Annotated in this window: 18 protein-coding genes; 10 read left to right on the top strand and 8 right to left on the bottom strand. The window is 50.8% G+C overall.

Annotation, left to right across the window (positions count from 1 at the left end; translation table 11 throughout):
- Window positions 1–287 precede the first annotated feature (287 nt).
- Window positions 288–1,556 carry a glycerate kinase gene (locus H8K38_RS06490; RefSeq protein ID WP_186883982.1) on the bottom strand — a complete coding sequence of 423 codons (1,269 nt, stop codon included), beginning with the start codon at window positions 1,554–1,556 and terminating at the stop codon, window positions 288–290.
- A 106-nt stretch (window positions 1,557–1,662) separates the two neighbouring features.
- On the opposite strand from H8K38_RS06490, the gene H8K38_RS06485 reads away from it, so the two are divergent.
- From H8K38_RS06485 to H8K38_RS18630, 6 genes are all read left to right on the top strand, one after another.
- Window positions 1,663–2,841: a serine hydrolase gene (locus H8K38_RS06485; RefSeq protein ID WP_222610778.1), complete on the top strand. Its 1,179-nt coding sequence runs from the start codon at window positions 1,663–1,665 to the stop codon at window positions 2,839–2,841.
- 88 nt (window positions 2,842–2,929) lie between these two features.
- Window positions 2,930–4,363, top strand: a complete 1,434-nt coding sequence (locus tag H8K38_RS06480; protein ID WP_186883981.1) for a metallophosphoesterase — start codon at window positions 2,930–2,932, stop codon at window positions 4,361–4,363.
- A gap of 171 nt (window positions 4,364–4,534) precedes the next feature.
- On the top strand, window positions 4,535–6,790 hold the full coding sequence (locus H8K38_RS06475) for a TonB-dependent receptor (RefSeq protein ID WP_186883980.1): 2,256 nt from the start codon (window positions 4,535–4,537) through the stop codon (window positions 6,788–6,790).
- Between the two features lie 309 nt (window positions 6,791–7,099).
- Window positions 7,100–8,290 carry a hypothetical protein gene (locus tag H8K38_RS06470; protein ID WP_186883979.1) on the top strand — a complete coding sequence of 397 codons (1,191 nt, stop codon included), beginning with the start codon at window positions 7,100–7,102 and terminating at the stop codon, window positions 8,288–8,290.
- 10 nt (window positions 8,291–8,300) lie between these two features.
- Window positions 8,301–8,714, top strand: a complete 414-nt coding sequence (locus tag H8K38_RS06465) for a hypothetical protein (protein ID WP_186883978.1) — start codon at window positions 8,301–8,303, stop codon at window positions 8,712–8,714.
- A 394-nt stretch (window positions 8,715–9,108) separates the two neighbouring features.
- Entirely contained in the window at window positions 9,109–10,863 is a 1,755-nt protein-coding gene (locus tag H8K38_RS18630; RefSeq protein ID WP_186883977.1) for a methyl-accepting chemotaxis protein, read from the top strand.
- Between the two features lie 190 nt (window positions 10,864–11,053).
- Here the strand turns inward: H8K38_RS18630 and H8K38_RS06455 are convergent, their stop codons facing one another.
- The 6 genes from H8K38_RS06455 to uraH form a co-directional block, all read right to left on the bottom strand.
- Window positions 11,054–11,632 (bottom strand): ATP-dependent Clp protease proteolytic subunit, encoded by a 579-nt coding sequence (locus H8K38_RS06455; RefSeq protein WP_186883976.1) that lies wholly within the window; start codon window positions 11,630–11,632, stop codon window positions 11,054–11,056.
- Between the two features lie 50 nt (window positions 11,633–11,682).
- Window positions 11,683–12,891: a M20 aminoacylase family protein gene (locus H8K38_RS06450; RefSeq protein WP_186883975.1), complete on the bottom strand. Its 1,209-nt coding sequence runs from the start codon at window positions 12,889–12,891 to the stop codon at window positions 11,683–11,685.
- A gap of 795 nt (window positions 12,892–13,686) precedes the next feature.
- Entirely contained in the window at window positions 13,687–14,181 is a 495-nt protein-coding gene (locus tag H8K38_RS06445) for an ureidoglycolate lyase (protein ID WP_186883974.1), read from the bottom strand.
- 30 nt (window positions 14,182–14,211) lie between these two features.
- A complete protein-coding gene (alc, locus tag H8K38_RS06440) occupies window positions 14,212–15,222 on the bottom strand; it encodes an allantoicase (protein ID WP_186883973.1) in 1,011 nt (336 codons plus the stop codon).
- Window positions 15,223–15,250: 28 nt separating this feature from the next.
- Complete coding sequence (locus tag H8K38_RS06435; protein WP_186883972.1) at window positions 15,251–16,456, bottom strand: urate hydroxylase PuuD; 1,206 nt, start codon at window positions 16,454–16,456, stop codon at window positions 15,251–15,253.
- Between the two features lie 73 nt (window positions 16,457–16,529).
- A complete protein-coding gene (gene uraH / locus H8K38_RS06430) occupies window positions 16,530–16,883 on the bottom strand; it encodes a hydroxyisourate hydrolase (protein ID WP_186883971.1) in 354 nt (117 codons plus the stop codon).
- A 269-nt stretch (window positions 16,884–17,152) separates the two neighbouring features.
- Here uraH and H8K38_RS06425 point away from each other — a divergent pair, with 269 nt between their 5' ends.
- The 4 genes from H8K38_RS06425 to H8K38_RS06410 all read left to right on the top strand — a co-directional run bounded on the left by H8K38_RS06425 (window position 17,153) and on the right by H8K38_RS06410 (window position 20,542).
- The gene (locus tag H8K38_RS06425; RefSeq protein WP_186883970.1) at window positions 17,153–17,860 is read left to right on the top strand and encodes a GntR family transcriptional regulator; all 708 of its coding nucleotides are present in this window, start codon (window positions 17,153–17,155) and stop codon (window positions 17,858–17,860) included.
- Between the two features lie 3 nt (window positions 17,861–17,863).
- Window positions 17,864–18,844 carry an allantoinase PuuE gene (gene puuE / locus H8K38_RS06420; protein WP_255422848.1) on the top strand — a complete coding sequence of 327 codons (981 nt, stop codon included), beginning with the start codon at window positions 17,864–17,866 and terminating at the stop codon, window positions 18,842–18,844.
- A complete protein-coding gene (gene uraD / locus H8K38_RS06415; RefSeq protein WP_186883969.1) occupies window positions 18,841–19,359 on the top strand; it encodes a 2-oxo-4-hydroxy-4-carboxy-5-ureidoimidazoline decarboxylase in 519 nt (172 codons plus the stop codon). The genes puuE and uraD overlap by 4 nt, the downstream gene beginning before the upstream one ends.
- A gap of 91 nt (window positions 19,360–19,450) precedes the next feature.
- The gene (locus tag H8K38_RS06410) at window positions 19,451–20,542 is read left to right on the top strand and encodes a porin (RefSeq protein ID WP_186883968.1); all 1,092 of its coding nucleotides are present in this window, start codon (window positions 19,451–19,453) and stop codon (window positions 20,540–20,542) included.
- Window positions 20,543–20,638: 96 nt separating this feature from the next.
- On the opposite strand, the gene H8K38_RS06405 is transcribed toward H8K38_RS06410, so the two are convergent.
- Window positions 20,639–21,169 (bottom strand): hypothetical protein, encoded by a 531-nt coding sequence (locus H8K38_RS06405; protein WP_186883967.1) that lies wholly within the window; start codon window positions 21,167–21,169, stop codon window positions 20,639–20,641.
- Window positions 21,170–21,424: the final 255 nt, after the last annotated feature.

Raw genomic sequence — 21,424 nt, 5'->3', positions numbered from 1 at the left:
TAAATCCTGATCAATGATGGATGACGGGACCAGCAGATGTCAGGTTGGCACGGAGTGGACGTCCGTATTTATCCACGTATTTATCCACGTATTTAACCAATATCCTGCCCGCCATCTGTTGCTCGTTATTTCATTGTTACTGCATCATTAACTACATCAGGAATGCTTAATTAACACTAGCTTTAAGCAAGAACAATGCCCTTAGATTAAGAGGCTTGTTGTGCAGGAATTATCATGAAAACCGCATGTTGAGTATTCGGCCGACATTATAAATGCGACTGCTGCATTCACAAAACCAAAATTACTCTGAAATCATTGACATTCGTGCGTGTCGGCCCGCTGACGATCAAATCTCCCAGCGCGGAAAAATAGCCATAGCCATCATTGTTCTCTAACATTTTTTTCGGCGATAAATTGAGTGTCATTGCCCGCTGCGCAGATGCGGGCTCATAGTAGGCTCCGGCATTATCTTCAGAGCCATCAATGCCATCAGTGTCACAAGCAATTGCGTAAATGCCGGGATGACCGTTGAGTGTCGCGGCCAGACTCAGTAAAAATTCTGCGTTACGGCCACCGCGACCGTTACCGCGTACGGTCACCGTGGTCTCGCCACCGGACAAAATGACGCAAGGCTTGGGGAAGGGCTGGCTTTTACGGGTGACCTGCAATGCCAGCGCGGCGTGCATGAGGCCGATATCACGCGCCTCGCCTTCGATGCCATCCGATAAGATATGCGCTGCGATGCCCATAGTTCTGGCCTGATACGCCGCCGCATCCAGCGCGTGCTGGGCAGTGGCGATGATGTGGTGTTCGTGGCGGGCGAAACGTGGGTCGCTGGATTTCGGTGTTTCTCCCTGCCCGGACTGCAGATGGGTTTCGATATTGTCAGGAATTGCAATCGCGTATTTGCGCAAAATAGCGAGCGCATCGGCACAGGTGGTGTCATCCGGCAGCGTCGGGCCACTGGCGATAATACTGGCGTCATCACCTGGCACATCTGAAATCATCAAGGTGATCACTCTTGCCGGTGCACAGGCTAATCCTAATCTGCCGCCTTTGATTGCAGACAAATGTTTGCGTACGCAATTCATTTCGCTGATGGCGGCACCGCTTTTCAACAACGCTTTGTTGATCGCTTGTTTTTGTTCCAGTGTGATGCCTTCTGCAGGCAAGGCCAGTAAAGCAGAGCCACCGCCGGAAATCAGACACAGCACCAGATCGTCTTTTGTTAAACCCTGCACCATTTGCAAAATCCGCGCGGCTGCTTGCTGCCCGGCGATATCAGGAACAGGATGTGCGGCTTCGATGACCTCAATTTTCTCGCACGGTACGCCGTGACCATAACGCGTCACGACCAGTCCCGATAATTCGCCTTTCCAGTGTTGTTCAACCGTGTGTGCCATCGCTGCCGCGCCTTTGCCTGCGCCGATCACAATGGTGCGGCCATGCCGTGGCGGCTCTGGCAGAAAGGCCGGCAGACATTTTTCTGCACTGACGGCGTCGACCGCTGCCTGATACAGGGAATTCAGAAATTCGCGTGGAGATGAGATGGGCATAGTGTTGAGTAGTAAGATGGCGGTTCGACGACAACAGCACTTCGGATTACAACTCGCAAGTGCCACTGAACAAAATACATAAAACAGAAAAATCATCATAAACGATATGGCTTACGATTTCGGTGAAGTAAATTCAACAATGCAGCAATATGTGGACCGTCAGATACTGGCGGGGGTATCAACGGCGGTGCTGGTGGGACGTGATCTGGTGCATGAACACCACGCCGGTTGGGCCGACATTGAGAACCAAATTCCCTTGCGTGGTGATCATTTGTTCCGCGTTTTTTCGAATACCAAGCTGATCACCTCGATGGCGATCATGCTGTTAATCGAGGATGGCAAAATCGCACTCGATGATCCGCTGGAAAATTACTTGCCGCAGTTAGGCAATCGTCGCGTGTTGAAGGCTGGCGCGAACAGTCTTGACGATACCGAACCGGCACGTTCATCGATCACTATCCGTCATTTGCTGAACCATACGTCCGGGTTGAGCTATGGGCTGCTGGATCACGGCAGCCTGATGTACAAAGCCTATAACGAACGCAAAGTGTTGAATGCTTTCCAGACGCTGGCGGAAATGATCGATATTCTGGAGGAATTGCCTCTGAGTTTTCATCCCGGTGAAGCCTGGCAGTACTCGATTGCCACCGACGTGTTATCACGTGTGGTCGAAGTGGTCAGTGGCAGAAATTTCGATCAGTTCCTGCGTTTGCGAATACTCAATCCGCTGGGTATGGATGAAACCAGTTTCTATGTTCCGGAAAATAAACTGCACAGACTGACCGCTTATTACGGCGGTGCTGATCCTGCAAATGTGTTGCAGCGCGGTTTGCGCCGACTGGATAAATCGCCGTATCCCGGTGCGTTTACCAAGCCGGTGCCGCGTTTGTCCGGCGGCGGTGGGCTGGTATCGAGCATGCACGATATGCTGGTGCTGATGCGTAGTTTTATGCCGGACGGTGATCATTTACTGAAACCGGAAACCATGCACCTGATGATGCAGAATCAGTTGCCAGCGGGCGCAGGCATAGGTTTTCCGGGTGTTGGTGATGTGCCGGGCAAGGGTTTTGGATTCGGCGGTGCGGTGACGTTGCGCCCCTCGTCCATCGACCCGGTCGGTTCGGAAAGTGAATTTGAATGGGGCGGTATCGCCGGTACGCACTGGTGGATCAACCCGCGCCACAATATTGCGGGAATACTGATGACGCAAAGATTAATGAGTTTCTGGCATCCGTTTTCATTCGATTTCAAGCGTCTCGCGTATGCCGCAGTGGGCGTGAAATAAATAGTTGTTGCACATAGAAAAAGCAATTCATATTGCCGACACATCCAATGATTAGCATGGCCCCAGATTAAAAATAGTGTGAGGAAAAATGACTACCTGTTCCATTCGTTCTGTATTGTCGTCTGTGTTGCTATTGCCAGTCGCAACTGTTCTGACTTTATCCGCTTGTAGTACGTCACCCCAACTGTCTGCGCAACAAGATGGCCTGCAACAAGCATGGACTGTGCTTGGTGAACAGGGGCAAGCAGTGGCACGTGTGGTGACCACGGATACGGTTTGTCCGGTGTTGACGCAAGATGGTAAAGCGCAAATGATGACCGCGCGAGCCGACTCCGCGACTATCCCGCAACGCAAGACCGCAAGTAGTGCGAACGATTCTAAACCGTCCGCATTTCCGGTACTGACTTGCGAGGCGACATTGTCACCGACGACCAGCTCCGCCAGCGTTGGTGGGAGAGCGTTGCCATTGCCTCAGGCGATCGCGAAGAAGATTGTCGTGATTGGCGATACCGGTTGCCGTCTGAAACTGGCGGATAACTATTTTCAGTCATGTAGCGACAGCGAGAAATGGGCATTCAGATCGATGGTGGAAGCTGCCGCCAAAACAAAGCCGGATCTGGTGATTCACGTCGGTGATTATCATTACCGCGAGAATGCCTGCCCGGAAGGGAATAAAGACTGCGCTGGCAGCCCCTGGGGTTATGGCTGGGATACCTGGAAAGCGGATTTTTTCGATCCGGCACAGGCTTTATTGAAAGTTGCGCCGTGGGTGATGGTGCGTGGCAACCATGAAACCTGCACCCGCGCCGGGCAAGGCTGGTGGCGCTTCCTCGACCCTCGTCCTTTGCAAAGCGGACGTGATTGTAATGCTGAACGCGACGATGCCAGTGGTGATTACAGCCCACCTTACGCGGTACCGTTAGGGCGCGTCGGGCAAGAAGCTGCGCAACTGATCGTGTTTGATTCGTCTAAAGTACCGAACAAAGCGCTAGGCAAAAATGATGTGCCGTATCAGGTTTACATGGAGCAATTCAAGACGGTGAATCAGTTGTCTGACGCAGCCGATTTCAATATTTTCATCAATCACCATCCGATTCTTGGTCTGGGTGCGGGAAGGAATAAAGAGGGTGGATTAACGATCTGGCCCGGCAACGCCGCCTTGCAGGGGGTGATGCATGAGGTTAATTCGACGCGTCTGTTTCCTTCCAAAGTACAGGCAACTCTGGCAGGGCATGTTCATTTGTTCGAGGCACTGACATTTAACACTGATCATCCGGTGCAGTTTGTTTCAGGCAATGGCGGTTCCTCGCTTGATTCGCCACTGCCAGCTGTTTTACCCGCGGGAACCACACCTTATGCCGCAGCTGAAATTGCACATTTCAGTAATTCCAATGACGTTGGTTTCATGGTGATGGAACGTGAACCGCAATCCTGGAAAATGCAGGCATGGAATAAGAACGGTAAGCTGATGACCGAATGCCGCACTCAGGGCAAGAAAACCCAGTGCCAATCTTTTCAATAACGCCACCATTCAGCGCATCGGGAAAAGACGGTATCAATAAAAACGGAATATAAAGCCGGATACCGTCATTCTGTTGTCATGTCATCTGACTGTCAGCTAAATTCATCCTGACGTCATACCGCCTGCCTAGACTTGTGAGTTTTCTACCCACCAAGTTCAATGGAAGGCAAGATGATGTCCCGGAAATCGCAACAAATTAAGCAGCAATCCCAGCAGCAATCCCGACCACAATTGACACGCAAACGGATGTCAGCCCAGGTCGTGTTCGCCATCACGCTGATGGTTGCGCACCACGCTCAGGCGCAGTCAGTGGTTAAGGCTGAAAGTACTGTTGAATCTGATTCAGCGCTGGACGCGGAAGCGATCAAATCAAGGGTTGTGATCAGTGGTTCGAGTGTCGGCAATCGTGCTCCGGTACAAAGCTCACTGAAAGCGACGCAACCGCAATCAATTATCACCGCGACTTTTATTGAACAGTCGGTGACTGATCTGGCTGATTTCAATGCCGTTGCGCGGATTGCGCCGAGTGTGGGTTCCGGCGTGTCTGCCAATGGCCCTGGTCTTGCCGAATCCAAAGTCACGTTACGTGGTTTTCAGGATGGCGAATACAACATGACGTATGACGGTATCCCTTTTGGTGATACGAATAATCCTACGCATCATTCCACGTCTTATTTCCCGGCACGCATCATCGGCGGCATGGTGATCGAGCGCGGCCCGGGCAACGCCAGCAATCTGGGGCAAGCCACTTTCGGCGGTTCTATTAATTTGTTCTCTAAAGAATTGTCGGCGGATTTTAATTTCACACCGTATTCGACATTTGGCTCTTGGAATACCCGCATGTATGGTGCGCAGATCGACAGCGGTATGTTGTCGGGTTTTGGCAATGCGCAGATGATGTTTAATGCTTCGCGCCTGACATCCGACGGTTACCTGACTTACAGCAGCGTCACCGAAGACAATTATCAGTTCAAATTCCAGCGCAATCTTGCTCAGGATACCGTGCTGACTGTGTTTTCCACTTATAACAAGATCAACAGCTATGTCCCGGATAAAGGCGGTGTGACTTTGAATCAGGTGGCCCAGTTCGGTAAAAACTACGCCCTGAACAACGATCCGACGAGCCAGAATTATTACGGCTATAACTTCAACTACAAAACGACGGATTTTGACTATATCCGTCTGCAATCGAAGTTTGCTGGCTGGAATATCGACAATACGCTCTATACCTATTCGTACAATAACGATACTTATTCTGGTCAGGATGCCAGTGGTGCAACAGCGAATGGCACCAAAGCCGGTGCTGCCGGAAATAAGAATGTTCCGGGTTACAACAAGCTCAATGCGTATCGTGTGAACGGCGATATTTTCAAAGCCACCAATCAATTTGATGCTGGTTTATTGCGCGCCGGTGTCTGGCTGGAAAGTTCAAATACCAACCGTCATACCTATGATCTGGACTGGACTCTGGGCTTGCCGAATCCTAAAGAATCAAGCGCACCGAAAAGTGTGTCTTACGAACAGCGTTCCTCCTGGAAGCAATATCAACCCTTCGTTGAATTTGAATGGAGTGCCGCACCTGATTTAACGATTACACCGGGGGTGAAATACATGCATTTCAAACGCGAACTTGATGCCTCTGTGAATCAGGGCACACGTATCGCGACGAATGCGGAACAGACCTACACATCGACGTTGCCATTCCTGACCGCGAATTACAGTGTGAATAAAGAATGGTCTGCGTATGCGCAGATTGCCAAAGGTTTTCTGGTGCCTGATCTGTCCATGTTTTATGTGAACAACCCGAATCTGAGCACGCCGAAAGCGCAGACATCAACGAATTATCAGCTTGGGACTGTGCATCAGTCGCACAATCTGACGCTGGATGCCGATATTTATTACATCGACTTTGATAATAAGATCGCCTCCACCGGCAGTGGTAACGATCTGGTGTATTACAACCAGGGCGGCGTCGTTTACAAAGGTATCGAGGCAGCAGCCACGTATTACGTCGGTAATGGCTTCTCTGTTCATGCCAATGCTTCCTTGAATAGTGCAAAAGCTAAAGACACGGGTCTGCAAGTAGCGAAAGCGCCAGAGAGCACCAGTGCATTTGGTCTTTTGTACAAAGCGAACGGTTTGTATGGTTCGCTGATTGCTAAAAATGTCGGCACGCAATATGCAAAAGACGGCGAGCCAGCTGCTTACAAAATACCGTCTTACCTGACGACCGATCTGACGATAGGTTATCGCTGGAAAGCCGTTGGCTCATTGGTCAAAAACGTCAAGGCGCAGTTAGGAATCAATAATCTGTTTGATCAACAGGATGTGACTGCTGTCTCAGCCAATAGCAAAGGCGTCGCTTTCGATCAATATACTTTCCAGCCTGCACGCAGCTGGAGCTTGTCTGTCAGCGCTGATTTCTGACCAACATTCGCTCAATGTTTTTACTTTCAAATCCGTGGCTTATTTCTCGTTTTCTGTGTAGAGAATAAGCAACGGATTTGTAAGAAATCGTGAAATGGAAATATCGCTCTAATCGGTTTTTTTGATTTTCCAGCATCCCTGTTCAAGCCATCTGAACCGTTCTTCACCATAGGGAAAAAATCTATATTTTCGATGTTTGTGATAAATCGCGGCGCTAAATTGGTGCGATTATTAGCTAATTTCTATCATTTTTGCTTCTTTGTGGAAATAATTCTGAAGGCTAGAATTATTTCATTACGAGGAGGAAACATGAAATTAAAAACTTTAACTGCCTTAGTGGCAATGTCAGTCGCAGCATCCGCTGCATGGGCTGACGACAGTTCTAATGTGACGATCAGCGGCTTTGGTACTGCGGCTCTGACACGCACTAATACATCGGATGCAGAATTTGCACGCCCGAATCAATTAGCCGGTGTGACAACAGGCGCAAAAACAGGCGTGGATTCCAATTTTGGGATTCAGGTGACTGCAAAAGCAACTGACTGGTTGTCTTTTACTGGCCAGGGGCTGGTACGTAAAAACGTCACTGATAATTTTGGCGCAGAGCTGGCATGGGCATTTGCCAAAGCCAAAGTGAACGATCAGTTAAGCGTGCGCGTTGGCCGCATGGGCTTGCCTGTGTACATGATTTCTGATTATCGCAATGTTGGTTATGCCAACACGATGTTGCGTCCACCAGTCGAGATGTACACCCAGGTTTTGCTGGAAAGCATTGATGGTGTCGATGCGACTTATCAGACTGCTGTCGGCGAAACTAACATTTCTTCGCAACTGGCCTACGGTGTGACCGAGAATGAAAGCCCGGGCTACAAAGCGAAATTTAAAAAACTCTCCAGCTTCAACGTGACATTGGAAAACGGCCCGTTCACGGTGCGTTTTGGTCGTGTTGATACCAACGTGTCTGTTGATAATTCTGTCAATCTGAACACACTGGTCAGCGGCCTGAATAAATATGGCTACACCAGTGCCGCGAATGCGATTGCGGTGCAGGACACTAAAGCGTCGTTTACTTCTCTGGGCTTAGGCGTAGATTGGAAAAACGTCGTTGTGCAGGCGGAATACGGTAAGCGTAAATCCGGTAGTCTGGCTGTTGCTGACACGACTTCGTGGTACACCATGTTTGGTTACCGTACAGGCAGTTTCCTGCCGTATTTTGTGCATGCTTCTGCAAAACAGGATAGCGCCAGAACGGTTGCCGGAACACCGACATCCGGTCCTTTGCTGGCTTACACAGCAGGTGCCAATGCACTGGCTTCAGCTTCTCCGATTCAGACCAGCAATAGCATAGGCGTACGCTGGGACTTCCATAAATCGGCTGCATTAAAAGTGCAATTTGATCGTATGTCTCCAGATAACGGCAATGGCGTATTTATCAACGCCAAACCTGGCTTTAAAGGCCCGGTAAACGTGTTTGCTGCTGCGGTTGATTTTGTATTCTGAGGAGATGGCGATGACAACATTTTTGAAAAAAGTCATGCTCGCCGCAGCGTTTTCCTCTGTTGCAGCGAGTGCGAGTGCCTCCGATATCGTCGTGATCGTGAATCCTGCGAACCCGGCGACAGCGATGACGGCAGCACAGGCATCACAGTTCTTTCTGGGAAAATCACCGATGTTTACACCGGTTGACCTGCCAGAAAATTCACCGGTACGTGCTGAATTTTATAAAAAAGTAGCCGGTAAAGATTTATCTGAAGTGAAATCGATTTGGTCCAAGCTGGTGTTTACGGGTAAGGCCGCTGCACCAAAAGAGTACCAGTCTGCGGCTGAAGTGAAAAAAGCGATTGCGGCTAATCCTACCGGAATTGGCTATATCGAAAAATCGGCGGTCGATTCCACTGTCAAGGTTATTACTACCTTGCAATAATCGTCGTCTGAACTGAAAAAGGGGAAAAGCATAGTTGCTTTTCCCCTTTTGCTTTTTTAGTCACTAACAGTTAGTCTCTTTTCTGTGTGTTGAAAAAGCGCTGGAGCGTATCGCGTTCTTTTTATTCCATCGTTATTTTTTCCAAATCTCACACAAAGTCTTTTCAATATTTGTCGCAATTGTGATGTCTGATCCTGTTCCGGAGCTTCACATGAAATTGTCCCGCAATACAAATATGTTCCACCGATGTGCCAGGCGAAAAATTGTGTTTTTCGTCTGCCGTTCATCATGCCGTTGCCGCACCTGATCTGCATTTTCCGTTGTACTGATTCATCGCAGCAGATGCATTCCGCATTTGCTGCGTGCCATATCAACATTACTTCCGGAGTAAGCTATGTCGTTTTTTTATGATCTGAAAATATCTGTCAAGCTCTTAATCAGTTCGCTCTGTTTGTTGTTGATCACAATTTTCATCGGCATTTTTTCTGTGACTGAACTTGCTCAGGTCAACACAGCAGCCAGAGATCTGGGTGAGAACTGGATGCCCAGCGTCAAAGCAGCGATGGGCATCAAGGAACGTGTTTCACGCATACGCTCGCAAGAGGCGCAAATGGTGTTTGCGGAAAGTCCCGAGGAAGTTGAAAAATACGTGACCAGAACAAAGGAAGCGATTAGCGGATTGCGCGAGATCGAAGCGGATTACAGCCGCATGATGACGAATGCGGCAGAGAAAGCGAATTACGATGAATATGCAAAGCTGATGGCGGACTATTTGCAGATCACCGATAAGATGATTACCGCCGCCAAAGCCGGTAATTCGACGGAAGCCGTCAGCCTGCTACGCACCACCTCGTCAAAAGTGAATACGCGGTTGCGCGACCATGTCGATAAGATGGTGAAAATTCAGTCTGATGGCGGGATCGCTGCCTATGAACATAGCACGCAGGTTTATGAAACGGCGCGTTCGCTGATTTTAGTGGCGCTGGCAATCTGTGTTGTGCTGGGACTGGCATTGTCTTTCTGGATTGCCCGTCTGGTATCACGGCCACTGATGAATGCGGTAAAAGTCGCGCAGACAGTAGCGTCCGGTGATCTGACCAGTCACATTGAAGCCAGCAGTAAAGACGAAACCGGCATGCTGTTGCAAGCCTTAAAAGACATGAACGATAACTTGCTGAAGGTGGTCAGCGAAGTGCGGCAGGGGACGGATCACATCACCATTGCGGCGACAGAAATCGCGCAAGGTAATCTTGATCTGTCGGGGCGCACTGAAAGTCAGGCAAGTTCGCTCGAAGAAACCGCGTCCTCGATGGAAGAAATCACTTCGACGATTCATCACAATGCAGACAATGCGCGCCAGGCGAATCAGTTATCGGATTCTGCTTCGGCAGTGGCGCAAAGAGGTGGCGACGTGGTTTCGCAAGTGGTGCAGACGATGGGCTCGATCAATGAATCTTCACGCAAGATCGTTGACATCATCGGCGTGATTGATGGTATCGCATTCCAGACGAATATTCTGGCGCTCAATGCTGCGGTGGAGGCGGCGCGCGCCGGTGAGCAGGGTCGCGGCTTTGCGGTGGTCGCGTCGGAAGTGCGCAATCTGGCGCAACGGTCTGCCAGTGCGGCGAAAGAAATCAAAGAGCTGATCAACGATTCTGTCGATAAAGTCGCACAAGGCACGCGGCTGGTGGATCAGGCGGGCGACACGATGAGCGAAGTGGTGGCCAGCGTGCGGCGCGTCAGCGACATGATCAACGAGATTACGGCCGCCGGTCAGGAGCAAAGCGCTGGTATCGCGCAGATCAATGATGCGATTACTAATATGGACACGCTGACGCAGCAAAATGCAGCTCTGGTCGAAGAAGCCGCCGCTGCCGCTGCCGGATTGCAAGGGCAGGCAGAAAAACTCAGCAGCGTCGTCAGCGTGTTCAAATTAGATCAGAGCCAGACGGCGGCGCCGAACGCATCTGCAATGCTGGTGAATCGCAATACTGCTGACGCGACAAAAAAAACGATGGCAAAGCCGGGCAAAAAGGAAACGAACAGCACGGCAATCAAATCTGCGTCATCCAGTGTCCGGCAAAGTCCGCAGCGAGCAGCGAAAGCAGTTGAAAAAGCGGGCGACACCGCAGACTGGGAAGAGTTTTGATGTTGCTTAGTCTTGTACTGGCAGGCACAGCCGTGGCGTAAAAAAAGCAGGGCGGAGCATATACTCCCCCTGCTTTTTTAGTATTCACCGCTCATGTCCTTATATTTAAAGGGCTTCAAAATATACTGGGAGGGAGTATATTTACCCCCCGAATTAAGCCCTGAAATACAGGAATCAGGATGAATGGCAATTAAGCGATGTCGCTCTGTTTGATGATGGTGCGTGAAATCAGACCATATTCCAGCGCTTCTTCTGCGCTCATCCAGTAATCGCGGTCAATATCATTCGTCACGCGCTCCAGTGTCTGACCGGATTCGCGCGCAATCAATGCCGAGATACGTTCACGCACTTTGACGATTTCGCGCGCCTGGATCGCGATATCCGTTGCCTGACCACCGCAGCCGCCGCTAGGTTGATGAATCAGGAAACGTGTGTTCGGCAAACAGACACGACGTTCTTTTGGCACCGACAGGAAAACGCTGACGGCAGCGCTGCCTACCCAACCAGTACCAACCATATTCACCGGTACATCGATGAATTTGATCATGTCATGAATCACGTCGCCGGATTCAACATGACCGCCTGGCGAAGAAACCAGCAAAGTAATTGGGTCTTTCGACTCTGCCGCCAGCGCGATCAGGCGTTTGCTGACATCGGCTGCGAGTTTATCGTTGATGGTGCCGAAAACCAGCACGGTGCGGGATTTAAATGCTTTCTCTTCGAGGAAGGGGCTGCGTTGTACGTCGTTATTGTCTTTTTCGTCTGCCATGTGAAATCGTGTCCGGTTATGAAGGTTGAAATTGTAGCTTGTCTGTTGTCTCAGATGGCTGCGTCGGTGGCTTTTTTCAAGTAAGTTTCTGCCAGCCTGACCCAGTAAGTCGCGCCGATGGGCAGCAAATCATCATTGAAGTCGTAACTGGGATTATGCAGATTACAGGGGCCCAGACCATGACCGGCATCGCGATGATCACCTTCGCCGTTGCCGATGAAGACATAGCAGCCCGGTTTCGCTTGCAGCATGAACGCGAAATCTTCCGCGCCCATGGTCGGTTCGGCCTGCGCATTCACGCGCTCGTCGCCGACCACAGAACGTAACACTTCCGCAGCAAATGCAGTTTCCACCGGATGGTTAATCAGTGGCGGATAATTGCGCCGGAATTCAAAATCAATCTCGGCATCAAACGCCGCCGCCGTGTGTGTGGCAATTGCCCGCATGCGTTGTTCAACCAGATCAATCATGTCATTGCTGAAAGCCCGCACGGTGCCGACCAGCTGCGCATCGTCGGGAATCACATTGGTGGCGCTGCCCGCGTGAATCTGCGTGACCGACAGCACCACTGATTCCAGCGGGCTGGCATTGCGGCTGACAATGGTTTGCCAGCTTTGCGCAATCTGTATCGCGATCATGATAGGGTCAATACCCTTATGTGGCTGCGCTGCATGCGCGCCTTTACCTTTGACTGTGACATAAAATTCGTTCGATGAGGCCATCATCGGCCCCGGTGTCAGCCCGAATGAGCCCGCCGGAATGCCCGGCCAGTTATGCATGCCGAACACCGCTTCCATAGGATATTTTTCAAACAGACCGTCGTTGATCATCGCCGAAGCGCCACCGCCACCTTCTTCCGCCGGTTGGAAAATCAGATATACCGTGCCGTCGAAATTGCGGTGTTGCGCCAGATAATGCGCGGCACCTAGCAGCATTGCCGTATGCCCGTCATGGCCACAGGCGTGCATTTTTCCTTCGTGCTGCGAGCGGTGCGGGAAGCTGTTGATTTCCTGCATAGGCAAGGCATCCATGTCGGCGCGCAAACCAAGCGCCCGCGTGCTGTTACCGTTCTTAATGATGCCCAGGACGCCAGTGCCGCCTAAACCCGAAACAACAGGAATGCCCCACTGTTGCAACTGGCGCGTAATGACGTCTGCGGTGCGGTGTTCTTCGTAACAAAGCTCAGGGTGAGCGTGAATATCACGGCGAATTTGTTGAATTTCTGCCTGGAATTGAACAATAGGATCTATTAGTTTCATACGAGTCTCCGGATTGCGTTGCAGATGTGCTGGCTGGTATCGGGATGGATAGTGAGCCGCAGCAGGACGCAATTTATTTTTTCGACGTGAAGTCGCTGCATCGTCTGCAGCAAGCATATCAGAGAGAACGATACCAGATTCCACAGAGGCGGGCATCAGCACCGACGCGGAATGTGAATAAAAATAAGGAAAGTGTTCCTGAGTCGTTCAGACGCCAAGGCCACTGTCTGATCTTGAGCCGCGGAAGGTCGTGTTGTGCTGATTTTTTCATTCACCCGCATGCATAGTCGGTATAAGAAAACATCTTCAACAGACATTCGCAGAGCATGGTGCGCAGATATTCTTTGCGGTGATGATTGATATATCGAAAATAAAGCAGACATGTTTGCTGCACTGCAGTAAAGTTACACCTGTCTCCTCCAACACCTCCTAAGGTTTGGATTTAACCCGCAACCGCAAGGTCGCGGGTTTTTTTTGTCCTTTTTCCGGTAAGCACTAAAAAATTCAATAGAAACGATAAAAATTTGAAATAAGATTTCTTCTAGGTAATTTGTTATCGTTTTCAGATATCTGATTTGTGAATGTTTGATATGCAAAAATAGTCGTTTGCGTATTTGTTGCGGTGCGATATAGTTACACCTGTCTCCTCCAACACCTCCTAAGGTTTGGATTTAAGCCCGCTCTTAGCGGGCTATTTTTTTGCCTGCGTTTTTGTTTGTACCTTCCATCTGATATGCGAAAAGAATAGTGCAGGGCGCTTGCGAATGTTGATTTAATGCGCGGTGTGTGAAATGTTCAGGCGAGTACCCAACTGCCATCCAGCGTGATTTCATCGCAGTTGTGACCGTGGCCGATGCGATCCATGACGATGAAGTCGCTGACTTTATGCAGGGCGATCAGCGGATGATGCCAGACGCCTTTAGCGTAATTCACGCCTTGCAAGCCTTTGCACAAAAAAGCCTGCATCTTGTTTTCATCAAATTCCCCCGCCGGTGCGACAACGACCAGATATTCGTCTTCCTCATTTTGTGTCAGCGGGACAAATGCCTGACTGCCTAGCGGATGCCTTTCCATAATGGTGATTGGCAGCGGCAGTTGGCGTGGCTGCGCGCGAAACAGGCTGAGTATAGTTTGTCCATTTTCACTGTGCGTGTCAGCGCAGGCGAGGGCATGAAAACGCTCGGTAGTACCTTGATTAATCGGGTAATGGCGCGCGCCATCCGTCATGATCACTTCGCCAAACGGCGCAAACGCCGCTCGTGTCAGAGGAGAGATAGTGAGTGTTTTCATGTCGCGGACATTGTGATTTGGTGAAGATTGTCAGGCGATTTTACTCAACAGACGCAAGCGTGAGACGCCGCCGTCCGGGAAAATATTCAGACGAATATGCGTGATAGGCCCCAGCGATTGCAGCTCTTCTGCAAAATAATGTTGATGATCCATTTGCAGCTTTTGTTGCGGTAACAGCGTAGGCCAGAACATCGATTGCGTGATCAGCGAAGTGTCCGTGCCGCCCGCCATGGATGCGGCCTGTATCGAACAGCTGTCTGGATAGTTGCCTTTGAAATGGCAGGTATCGACTTCGATTTTTTGCACGATACCGGCGTGTGCCAGTGCGATGATGCACCAGTCATTACCAGGCTCGCGGCGGCGTCGGGTTTCCCAGCCATCGCCCATATTCACGCCGCGTCCCGGCATCAGCAGATTGGATGCCAGCCCGAAATGCTGGTTGTTCGTTGCCACAATATAGCCGCCATTTTCCATCGCAATCAGATCGTGCAGCGCATGCGGATCAGCGTTGGTCCAGTCGTTTGCCGGTTGTGCATACACGCGCAAACGGGCGACGCCGCCATCCGGATAAATGTTCAGGCGCAAGTGTGTAAAAACTTGCGTACTGCTGATCTCGTGATAATGATGGCTGTTGCCTTGCAGGTTCACGGATGGCAGCACTTCTTGCCAAACGGTCTGGTCATCCGGTTCGCCGCTGGCGAGAAATGCGCCTTCAATTGCGGCGGCTGGCGGGTAATTGCCGGTGAAATGGCTGGTATCAATATCGACACCTTTAAGTATCCCGGCGCGACCAAGTTTCAACACGCACCAGTCATGGCCATTGACACGCTTGCGACGGGATTCCCAGCCATCCATCCACTTACCATTGGTATCGTACTTGCCGGGAATGAAGACAGCGGGTTCAGGATTCAACATGCGCGCCATCTTGGCAAAAAAATCGTCGCTGCAGGCCAGTGTTTTTGCGCCCAGCCGCGGGTCAGCGAGATTCGGATAGCGGCGGGTAAATTCAGGAGCATTCGGGTCGAGCGTGATGATGGCCATAGTATGTCTTTCTCGATTACTTTCTTGATTATTTTGTGCCAGCCATATTGGCCGTATCGTTTTCTACCCAGCGCGCAATGACAGCGCGTTCTTCGTCAGTGATATGCGTCAGATTCCCCAGCGGCATCAGCTTTTGTTGCACCACTTGTTGATAAATTAGTTGCGATGCCGCCTTGATCTGCTCAGGTTTATCCAGCATGAGTCCTTTGGCGGGAAATTCCATCAGCGTCGGGTGTTCCGCATGACATTGTATGCAGCGTGCCTGCACCACTTGCTGAACCTGGGCAAACTGCGCTGCCGGTGATTCCTTTGTCGCGCTGACAGACGCAGCTATGGGTGCCATCCACGCAGCCAGCGCAGCGAGGATGACGATCGCCAGCAGCGGATAAATAGGGCTGGTTTTACCTTTATGGCGCAGGATAAAAAACTGTCGTACCAGAACGCCCACGACCATGATTAATACCAGCACCAGCCAGTTCTGTGCGTGGTTATACGTCATACTGTAATGATTCGAGAGCATTGCAAACAAGACCGGCAGCGTAAAGTAAGTATTGTGCACACTGCGTTGTTTGCCGCGCTGACCGTGCACCGGGTCAACCGGGGCTCCCGCTTTCATGGCCGCCACGACTTTACGCTGTCCCGGAATAATCCAGAAAAACACGTTTGCACTCATGATGGTCGCGATCATCGCGCCAGTAATCAGAAAGGCAGCACGACCGGAAAATAAATGGCAGGCAGCCCAGGCGGCGGCGATGACGTAAGCGACAATCAATGCTGACAACAGTTTTTCATTCTTACCTAATAAGCGACACAACAAGTCATACACCAGCCAGCCGAGTGCCAGAAAACCTAAGGCCGCCGCGATTGCAATTGCAGGCGTGAGGTTGGCAACAGACGGGTCGATCAGATAAGTGCGGGCATTAAAAATATATACCAGCAAAAACAGGCTGAACCCCGATAGCCAGGTGCTGTAAGACTCCCAGTAAAACCAGTGCAGATGTTCCGGCAATTTCGGTGGGGCACCCAGATATTTTTGCGGATTGTAAAAGCCGCCGCCATGTACCGCCCATAATTCACCGCCGACGCCTTGTGCCTTGAGTTGCGGATCACTTGGCGCAGTCAGATGGTTATCCAGCCAGACGAAATAAAAAGATGAACCTATCCAGGCAATTGCGACGATGACATGCAGCCAACGCAGCAACAGATTGGCCCAGTCAAATAAATATGCTTCCATTTTTTTTCCAGATTATTTTTTCCAGATGCAGAGGCAAGGTCTGCATTGCCAGAAGTTTGTTGCGTCTTCTACCTCAACTGCCGCGATAGGTTGAATAACTCCACGGCGTTGCGACCAGTGGCACGTGATAATGCGCATTGGCATCGGCGATAGAAAACCGCAAAGTCACGATACTCAGAAATGGTGGTTGCGGCAGATCAGGTACCAAACCAGCGAAATAAGTGCCGATGTCGAAATCAAGCTCATAGGTGCCGACTTCCATCGCATCGCCATCGAGCAACGGCTGATCGCAGCGGCCGTCGGCATTGGTGACGCGCTCACACAGCAAACTGCGTTGCTGTGGGCTGACACGATATAGCGCAATGCTGATGCCTCGCCCGGGCTTGCCGTGGGCGGTGTCGAGTACATGTGTGGTAATGCGTCCCATGTGATCCTTATTTCATAGGACTTACGCAGAGCCACCCCGGCTTCGTTGCTATGTCTTGCCGGGACAAATTGCGTCAGTCTTGTTTCATTGATTTGAAAATATTGTCGACAATCTTAATTGCCATAATTTAAGCCTGTCAAATAAAAATAAATAAAATCGAATAAAAACAGCTATTTATGTAAGTGATTTCGTAAAGAATACTGCGGCATATTTAATATTGTCGACAATCGTGATTAAATATGCCTCACTATTTTTATTCTTCACTCAGCATGAATTCATCTGAAACACGCCGCACATCGACACTGGCAGAGAAGGAAGAGCACATGTATCGCGATATTTATGATGCGATCATGGATCACCGTTTACCGGCGCGGACTAAATTGACTGAGCAATCTCTGAGCCAGATTTATCAGATGGCCAGACACGGGGTACGCAAAGTATTAAGCCAACTGGCTGCTGACGGGCTGGTCGATCTGGAGCCCAACCGTGGTGCGTTTATTGCCAGCCCGGGCGAAAAAGAGGCGCACGACATGTTTGAATTGCGCCAGACGCTGGAACAGATGGCGCTGGAAAAAGTTTTGCAGCACGCTGATGCCAGCGCGATTGCTGAACTGCGGCGCATGGTCGAGCGTGAACGGGACGCCTATGAAAGTGGCGATCGGCCACAATGGATACGTCTGTCGGCCGATTTTCATATCGCACTCGCGCGTCTGAGCGGCAATGATTTACTGGTCGATATGCTGCGCCGCCTCGTTTCGCGCACAACGCTGATGATTTCGAATAAGGAAGTGGCAACGACGCGCCCCTGTTCATTTGATGAGCATTTTCAGGTGTTGGCGGCATTGGAGCGTCAGGATAAAAAAGCAGCCTTGCACGCAATGGCACAACATTTGCATCAGTGTGCCTGTCCCACGCCGAAAAATGCTGGCAAGGGTTTTGATTTAAAAGCCGTTCTCGGGCATTCACGGAGCAACTAATTTATGAGTATGACAGCAGCTTATCCACGCGACCTGATTGGCTACGGAGCGCAGGTACCGCATGCGCAATGGCCGGGTCAGGCAAGAATTGCGGTGCAATTTGTTCTGAATTACGAAGAAGGCGGTGAAAACTGCGTGCTGCATGGCGACAAGGCATCGGAACAGTTTTTATCAGAAATCGTCGGTGCGGCAGCATATGAAGCGCGGCACATGTCGATGGAGTCGATTTACGAATATGGTTCGCGCGCTGGCGTCTGGCGGATTTTGCGCGAATTTGAAAAACGCGGCTTACCGCTGACGGTGTTTGGTGTGGCGATGGCGTTGCAGCGGCATCCTGAGCTGACGCAGGCATTTGGTGCGCTCGGACATGAAATTGCCTGTCATGGTTTGCGCTGGATACATTACCAGAATCTGGATGAGGCAATCGAGCGCGAACATATGCAGCAGGCAGTGCAGATCATGCGTGATCTGACAGGCACCGCGCCGCTGGGATGGTACACCGGGCGTGATTCGCCGAATACGCGGCGCTTGCTGGTTGAGCATGGCGGCTTTACTTATGACGCCGATTACTACGGCGATGATTTGCCATTCTGGACTGAAGTCAGCACCAGCGCGGGCGAGCAGCAACCGCATCTGGTGGTGCCGTATACGCTGGACAGTAATGACATGCGTTTTGCCACGCCGCAGGGGTTCAATACTGCCGATCATTTTTATACGTATTTAAAAGATAGTTTTGATGTGCTGTATGCAGAGGGTGATCCGGATGGCGACAATGCGCCGAAAATGCTGTCGGTGGGCATGCATTGCCGCTTGCTGGGCAGACCTGGGCGGTTCCGTGCTTTGCAGCGTTTTCTGGATTACATACAGGCACACGACAAGGTCTGGATTTGCCGTCGCATCGACATCGCGCAGCACTGGATGAAGACGCATCCTTACCAGCCACAAGCTGCAGGAGCTGTAGGAACAGAGGGAGCCGCAGCATGAGCAAGACTTACAGTTTAGATGAATTGAACCTTTGTTCTGCGCAGGCGTTTGTCGATGTTCTTGGCGGTATTTTTGAACACTCGCCGTGGGTGGCTGAAGCGGTTGTCGCGCAGCGGCCATTTGCCAGCAGGGCGGCCTTACACCAGGCGATGGCGGATGCCGTCAGAACTGCGGCGGAAAGTGCGCAGCTGAAACTGATCCGCGCCCATCCTGAATTAGCGGGAAAAGCAGCGATACGTGGCGAGCTGACGGCAGAGTCCAGTCGTGAACAAAGTGGCGCAGGTCTGACCCAGTGCAGCGCGGAAGAATTTGCGCAGTTACAACGTTTAAATGCCGAATATAAGGAAAAATTCGGTTTTCCGTTCATCATCGCTGTACGCAATCATGACCGGCAAAGTATTATCCGCAACTTCACGCAACGTCTGGCTGCCAGTCGCGCCGACGAAATGCGGGAATGCATAGAACAGATTATCCGTATCGGGGAATTCCGGCTGGCTGATCTCATCAGCACCTGAATACACAGCAGACTCACTGTACAGGACGCGACGCTGATTGCCGGTAACCGCATACGAAACAATTTTTTATCACATCAATCAAGGAAAACCGATGAAATTTCAATTGAAAAGTATGGTGTTGGCAGTGTCTTGTCTGCTTGCTGGCGGTGCATCTGCACAATCACAGGTGTCCGTCGAAGGTTTGCTCGACGTGACTCTGGGGTCCGTTAAATACAGTGGCGACAGTGGTCGTCAGGCTGTCGTTAACAGCGGCGGTATGACGACATCGTGGGTCGGTTTCAAAGGCGTTGAAGATCTGGGCGGCGGTTTGAAAGCTGATTTTGCATTGACCAGTTTCTTGCAGGCAGATACCGGCGCCTCTGGCCGTTTCAGCGGCGACACCATGTTTTCGCGCGATGCGAACGTTGGTTTGTCCGGCTCTTTCGGTAAAGTGTCGCTGGGTCGCGGTCTGGCACCAAGCTTTTTACCTACCGTGATTTTCAATCCGTTCGGTGATTCTTTCAGCTTCTCTCCATTGGTATTGCACACTTGGGTTTCCAGCGGTAATTATGCTGCCCGCACCTGGGCCAATTCCGCCGCAGGTGACTCTGGCTGGAGTAACGAGATCGTTTACACGACACCGAATTTTGATGGTCTGAGTGCGAATGTGCATTACCAGTTCGGTGAAAAAGCAGGCAGTACAGGTACTAAAAACGTCGGTATCAATGCCTTGTATTTCAATGGCCCACTTGCTCTGGGTGCTTACTATCATCAGGTGCAGGTCAGCAATCCGCTCAGTGGTGGCGCGATTGTGGATGCAACAGCAGCGCCTGTGAATTACGCTTCGATCAATAATCAGAAAACTTACTTTGTTGCCGGTAGCTATGACCTGACAGTAGCAAAACTGTTTGCGACGTATTCTTCCAGCAAAGATGACACGACCAGCCCGAAATCACTGGATGACAAAACTTACAGTCTGGGCGTGAAAGCACCGGCTGGCGGCGGCGACATTTTGCTGGCGTTTGCGAATACTAAACGTACAGGCAGCCTGGTTGGTGCGGATCTGAAGCGTGATACTTTCTCCGCAGGTTATGACTACAATTTGTCGAAACGCACTGATGTCTATGCATTAGTGATGAGCGACAAACTCAACACGGCTGACCGTGCAACCAGCGTTGCTGCCGGTATCCGTCACCGTTTCTGATGTTCAGTCGTCAGACATGAAACAAAAAAACCGCATGAATCATGCGGTTTTTTTTATGGTGACGCGATTTTGCAGCAAGCCTGCTGCGTGCCCTATTTAACCCGGGCTTTGATAGATCACTTTATCGAGTTCCGGCAAGCCGTACACATCTTCATTGCTTAAAAAATCATCAAACGGGCCGACCTTGCTGACCTGATTGCCGTGTTTGAAAACGATCTGCAGACCATCTTCCTGATTCCAGTCGCAATCACATTCAAACAACACATAAACCGCCTGATCGCCATTGCTGCGGCGGCAAACCAGCGCCTCATTGCCGAACTGAATGTGCTGCCAGATATCCGCTGGTTCGGCAATCTCTACGCAGGGCTGGCCTTCGGCTTTTGCCAGGCGTGCCCAATCGAGGTAATAGTTGAAAACCGGGGCTTCTGCAGCCTTCAGCGCGCTGCTGCTGAGTGTGATGAAATTGCTGATCGCGTCGGAAAAATCTTGCGGGTGCGGATCGGTTTCATAGCCTTCGATCAGAAATTCACATGGCGTATTGTTGAAAGCGGCGATGTTGAACGCGTCGCTGATCAGCCAGTCATTTTCTTCATCTTTGATCAACGTGCCGAGTGGGGGGATTTGCATAGGGATTCCATAAAAACAGGCGTGAGGTGCAGCGTCCACAGATGCCGTGGCGCTGTCTCAGAAAAGCATGCGGACATCGGTCCGGGCGAAGCATTTTATCAATATATCCACCCGGACGGTGAGCTAATTAGCGTGGTGTTGATGCAGGCCAGCCTTGTCGGACTGAAAGGAGAACACCGCTTTTGCTAGCTAAAATTATTTGTCCGGGCACGCAATGCGAGTTGGAAATAATGATTTGGAGGCGTTCAGGGCTCT

Source organism: Undibacterium sp. FT79W (assembly GCF_014284215.1).
Lineage (GTDB): Bacteria > Pseudomonadota > Gammaproteobacteria > Burkholderiales > Burkholderiaceae_D > Undibacterium > Undibacterium aquatile.
Note: the sequence above shows the minus strand (reverse complement) of the source record. Positions and strands in the feature narration are given on the sequence as shown.

Bases quoted from the DNA above. Each gene is read 5' to 3' on its own strand.
- H8K38_RS06475 (WP_186883980.1), top strand. From the start codon at position 4,535: ATGATGTCCCGGAAATCGCAACAAATTAAGCAGCAATCCCAGCAGCAA.
- H8K38_RS06405 (WP_186883967.1), bottom strand. From the start codon at position 21,169: ATGCAAATCCCCCCACTCGGCACGTTGATCAAAGATGAAGAAAATGAC.
- H8K38_RS18630 (WP_186883977.1), top strand. From the start codon at position 9,109: ATGTCGTTTTTTTATGATCTGAAAATATCTGTCAAGCTCTTAATCAGT.
- H8K38_RS06485 (WP_222610778.1), top strand. From the start codon at position 1,663: ATGGCTTACGATTTCGGTGAAGTAAATTCAACAATGCAGCAATATGTG.
- H8K38_RS06450 (WP_186883975.1), bottom strand. From the start codon at position 12,891: ATGAAACTAATAGATCCTATTGTTCAATTCCAGGCAGAAATTCAACAA.
- H8K38_RS06445 (WP_186883974.1), bottom strand. From the start codon at position 14,181: ATGAAAACACTCACTATCTCTCCTCTGACACGAGCGGCGTTTGCGCCG.
- H8K38_RS06465 (WP_186883978.1), top strand. From the start codon at position 8,301: ATGACAACATTTTTGAAAAAAGTCATGCTCGCCGCAGCGTTTTCCTCT.
- H8K38_RS06410 (WP_186883968.1), top strand. From the start codon at position 19,451: ATGAAATTTCAATTGAAAAGTATGGTGTTGGCAGTGTCTTGTCTGCTT.
- H8K38_RS06435 (WP_186883972.1), bottom strand. From the start codon at position 16,456: ATGGAAGCATATTTATTTGACTGGGCCAATCTGTTGCTGCGTTGGCTG.
- H8K38_RS06455 (WP_186883976.1), bottom strand. From the start codon at position 11,632: ATGGCAGACGAAAAAGACAATAACGACGTACAACGCAGCCCCTTCCTC.
- puuE (WP_255422848.1), top strand. From the start codon at position 17,864: ATGAGTATGACAGCAGCTTATCCACGCGACCTGATTGGCTACGGAGCG.
- uraD (WP_186883969.1), top strand. From the start codon at position 18,841: ATGAGCAAGACTTACAGTTTAGATGAATTGAACCTTTGTTCTGCGCAG.
- uraH (WP_186883971.1), bottom strand. From the start codon at position 16,883: ATGGGACGCATTACCACACATGTACTCGACACCGCCCACGGCAAGCCC.
- H8K38_RS06425 (WP_186883970.1), top strand. From the start codon at position 17,153: ATGAATTCATCTGAAACACGCCGCACATCGACACTGGCAGAGAAGGAA.
- H8K38_RS06480 (WP_186883981.1), top strand. From the start codon at position 2,930: ATGACTACCTGTTCCATTCGTTCTGTATTGTCGTCTGTGTTGCTATTG.
- H8K38_RS06490 (WP_186883982.1), bottom strand. From the start codon at position 1,556: ATGCCCATCTCATCTCCACGCGAATTTCTGAATTCCCTGTATCAGGCA.
- H8K38_RS06470 (WP_186883979.1), top strand. From the start codon at position 7,100: ATGAAATTAAAAACTTTAACTGCCTTAGTGGCAATGTCAGTCGCAGCA.
- alc (WP_186883973.1), bottom strand. From the start codon at position 15,222: ATGGCCATCATCACGCTCGACCCGAATGCTCCTGAATTTACCCGCCGC.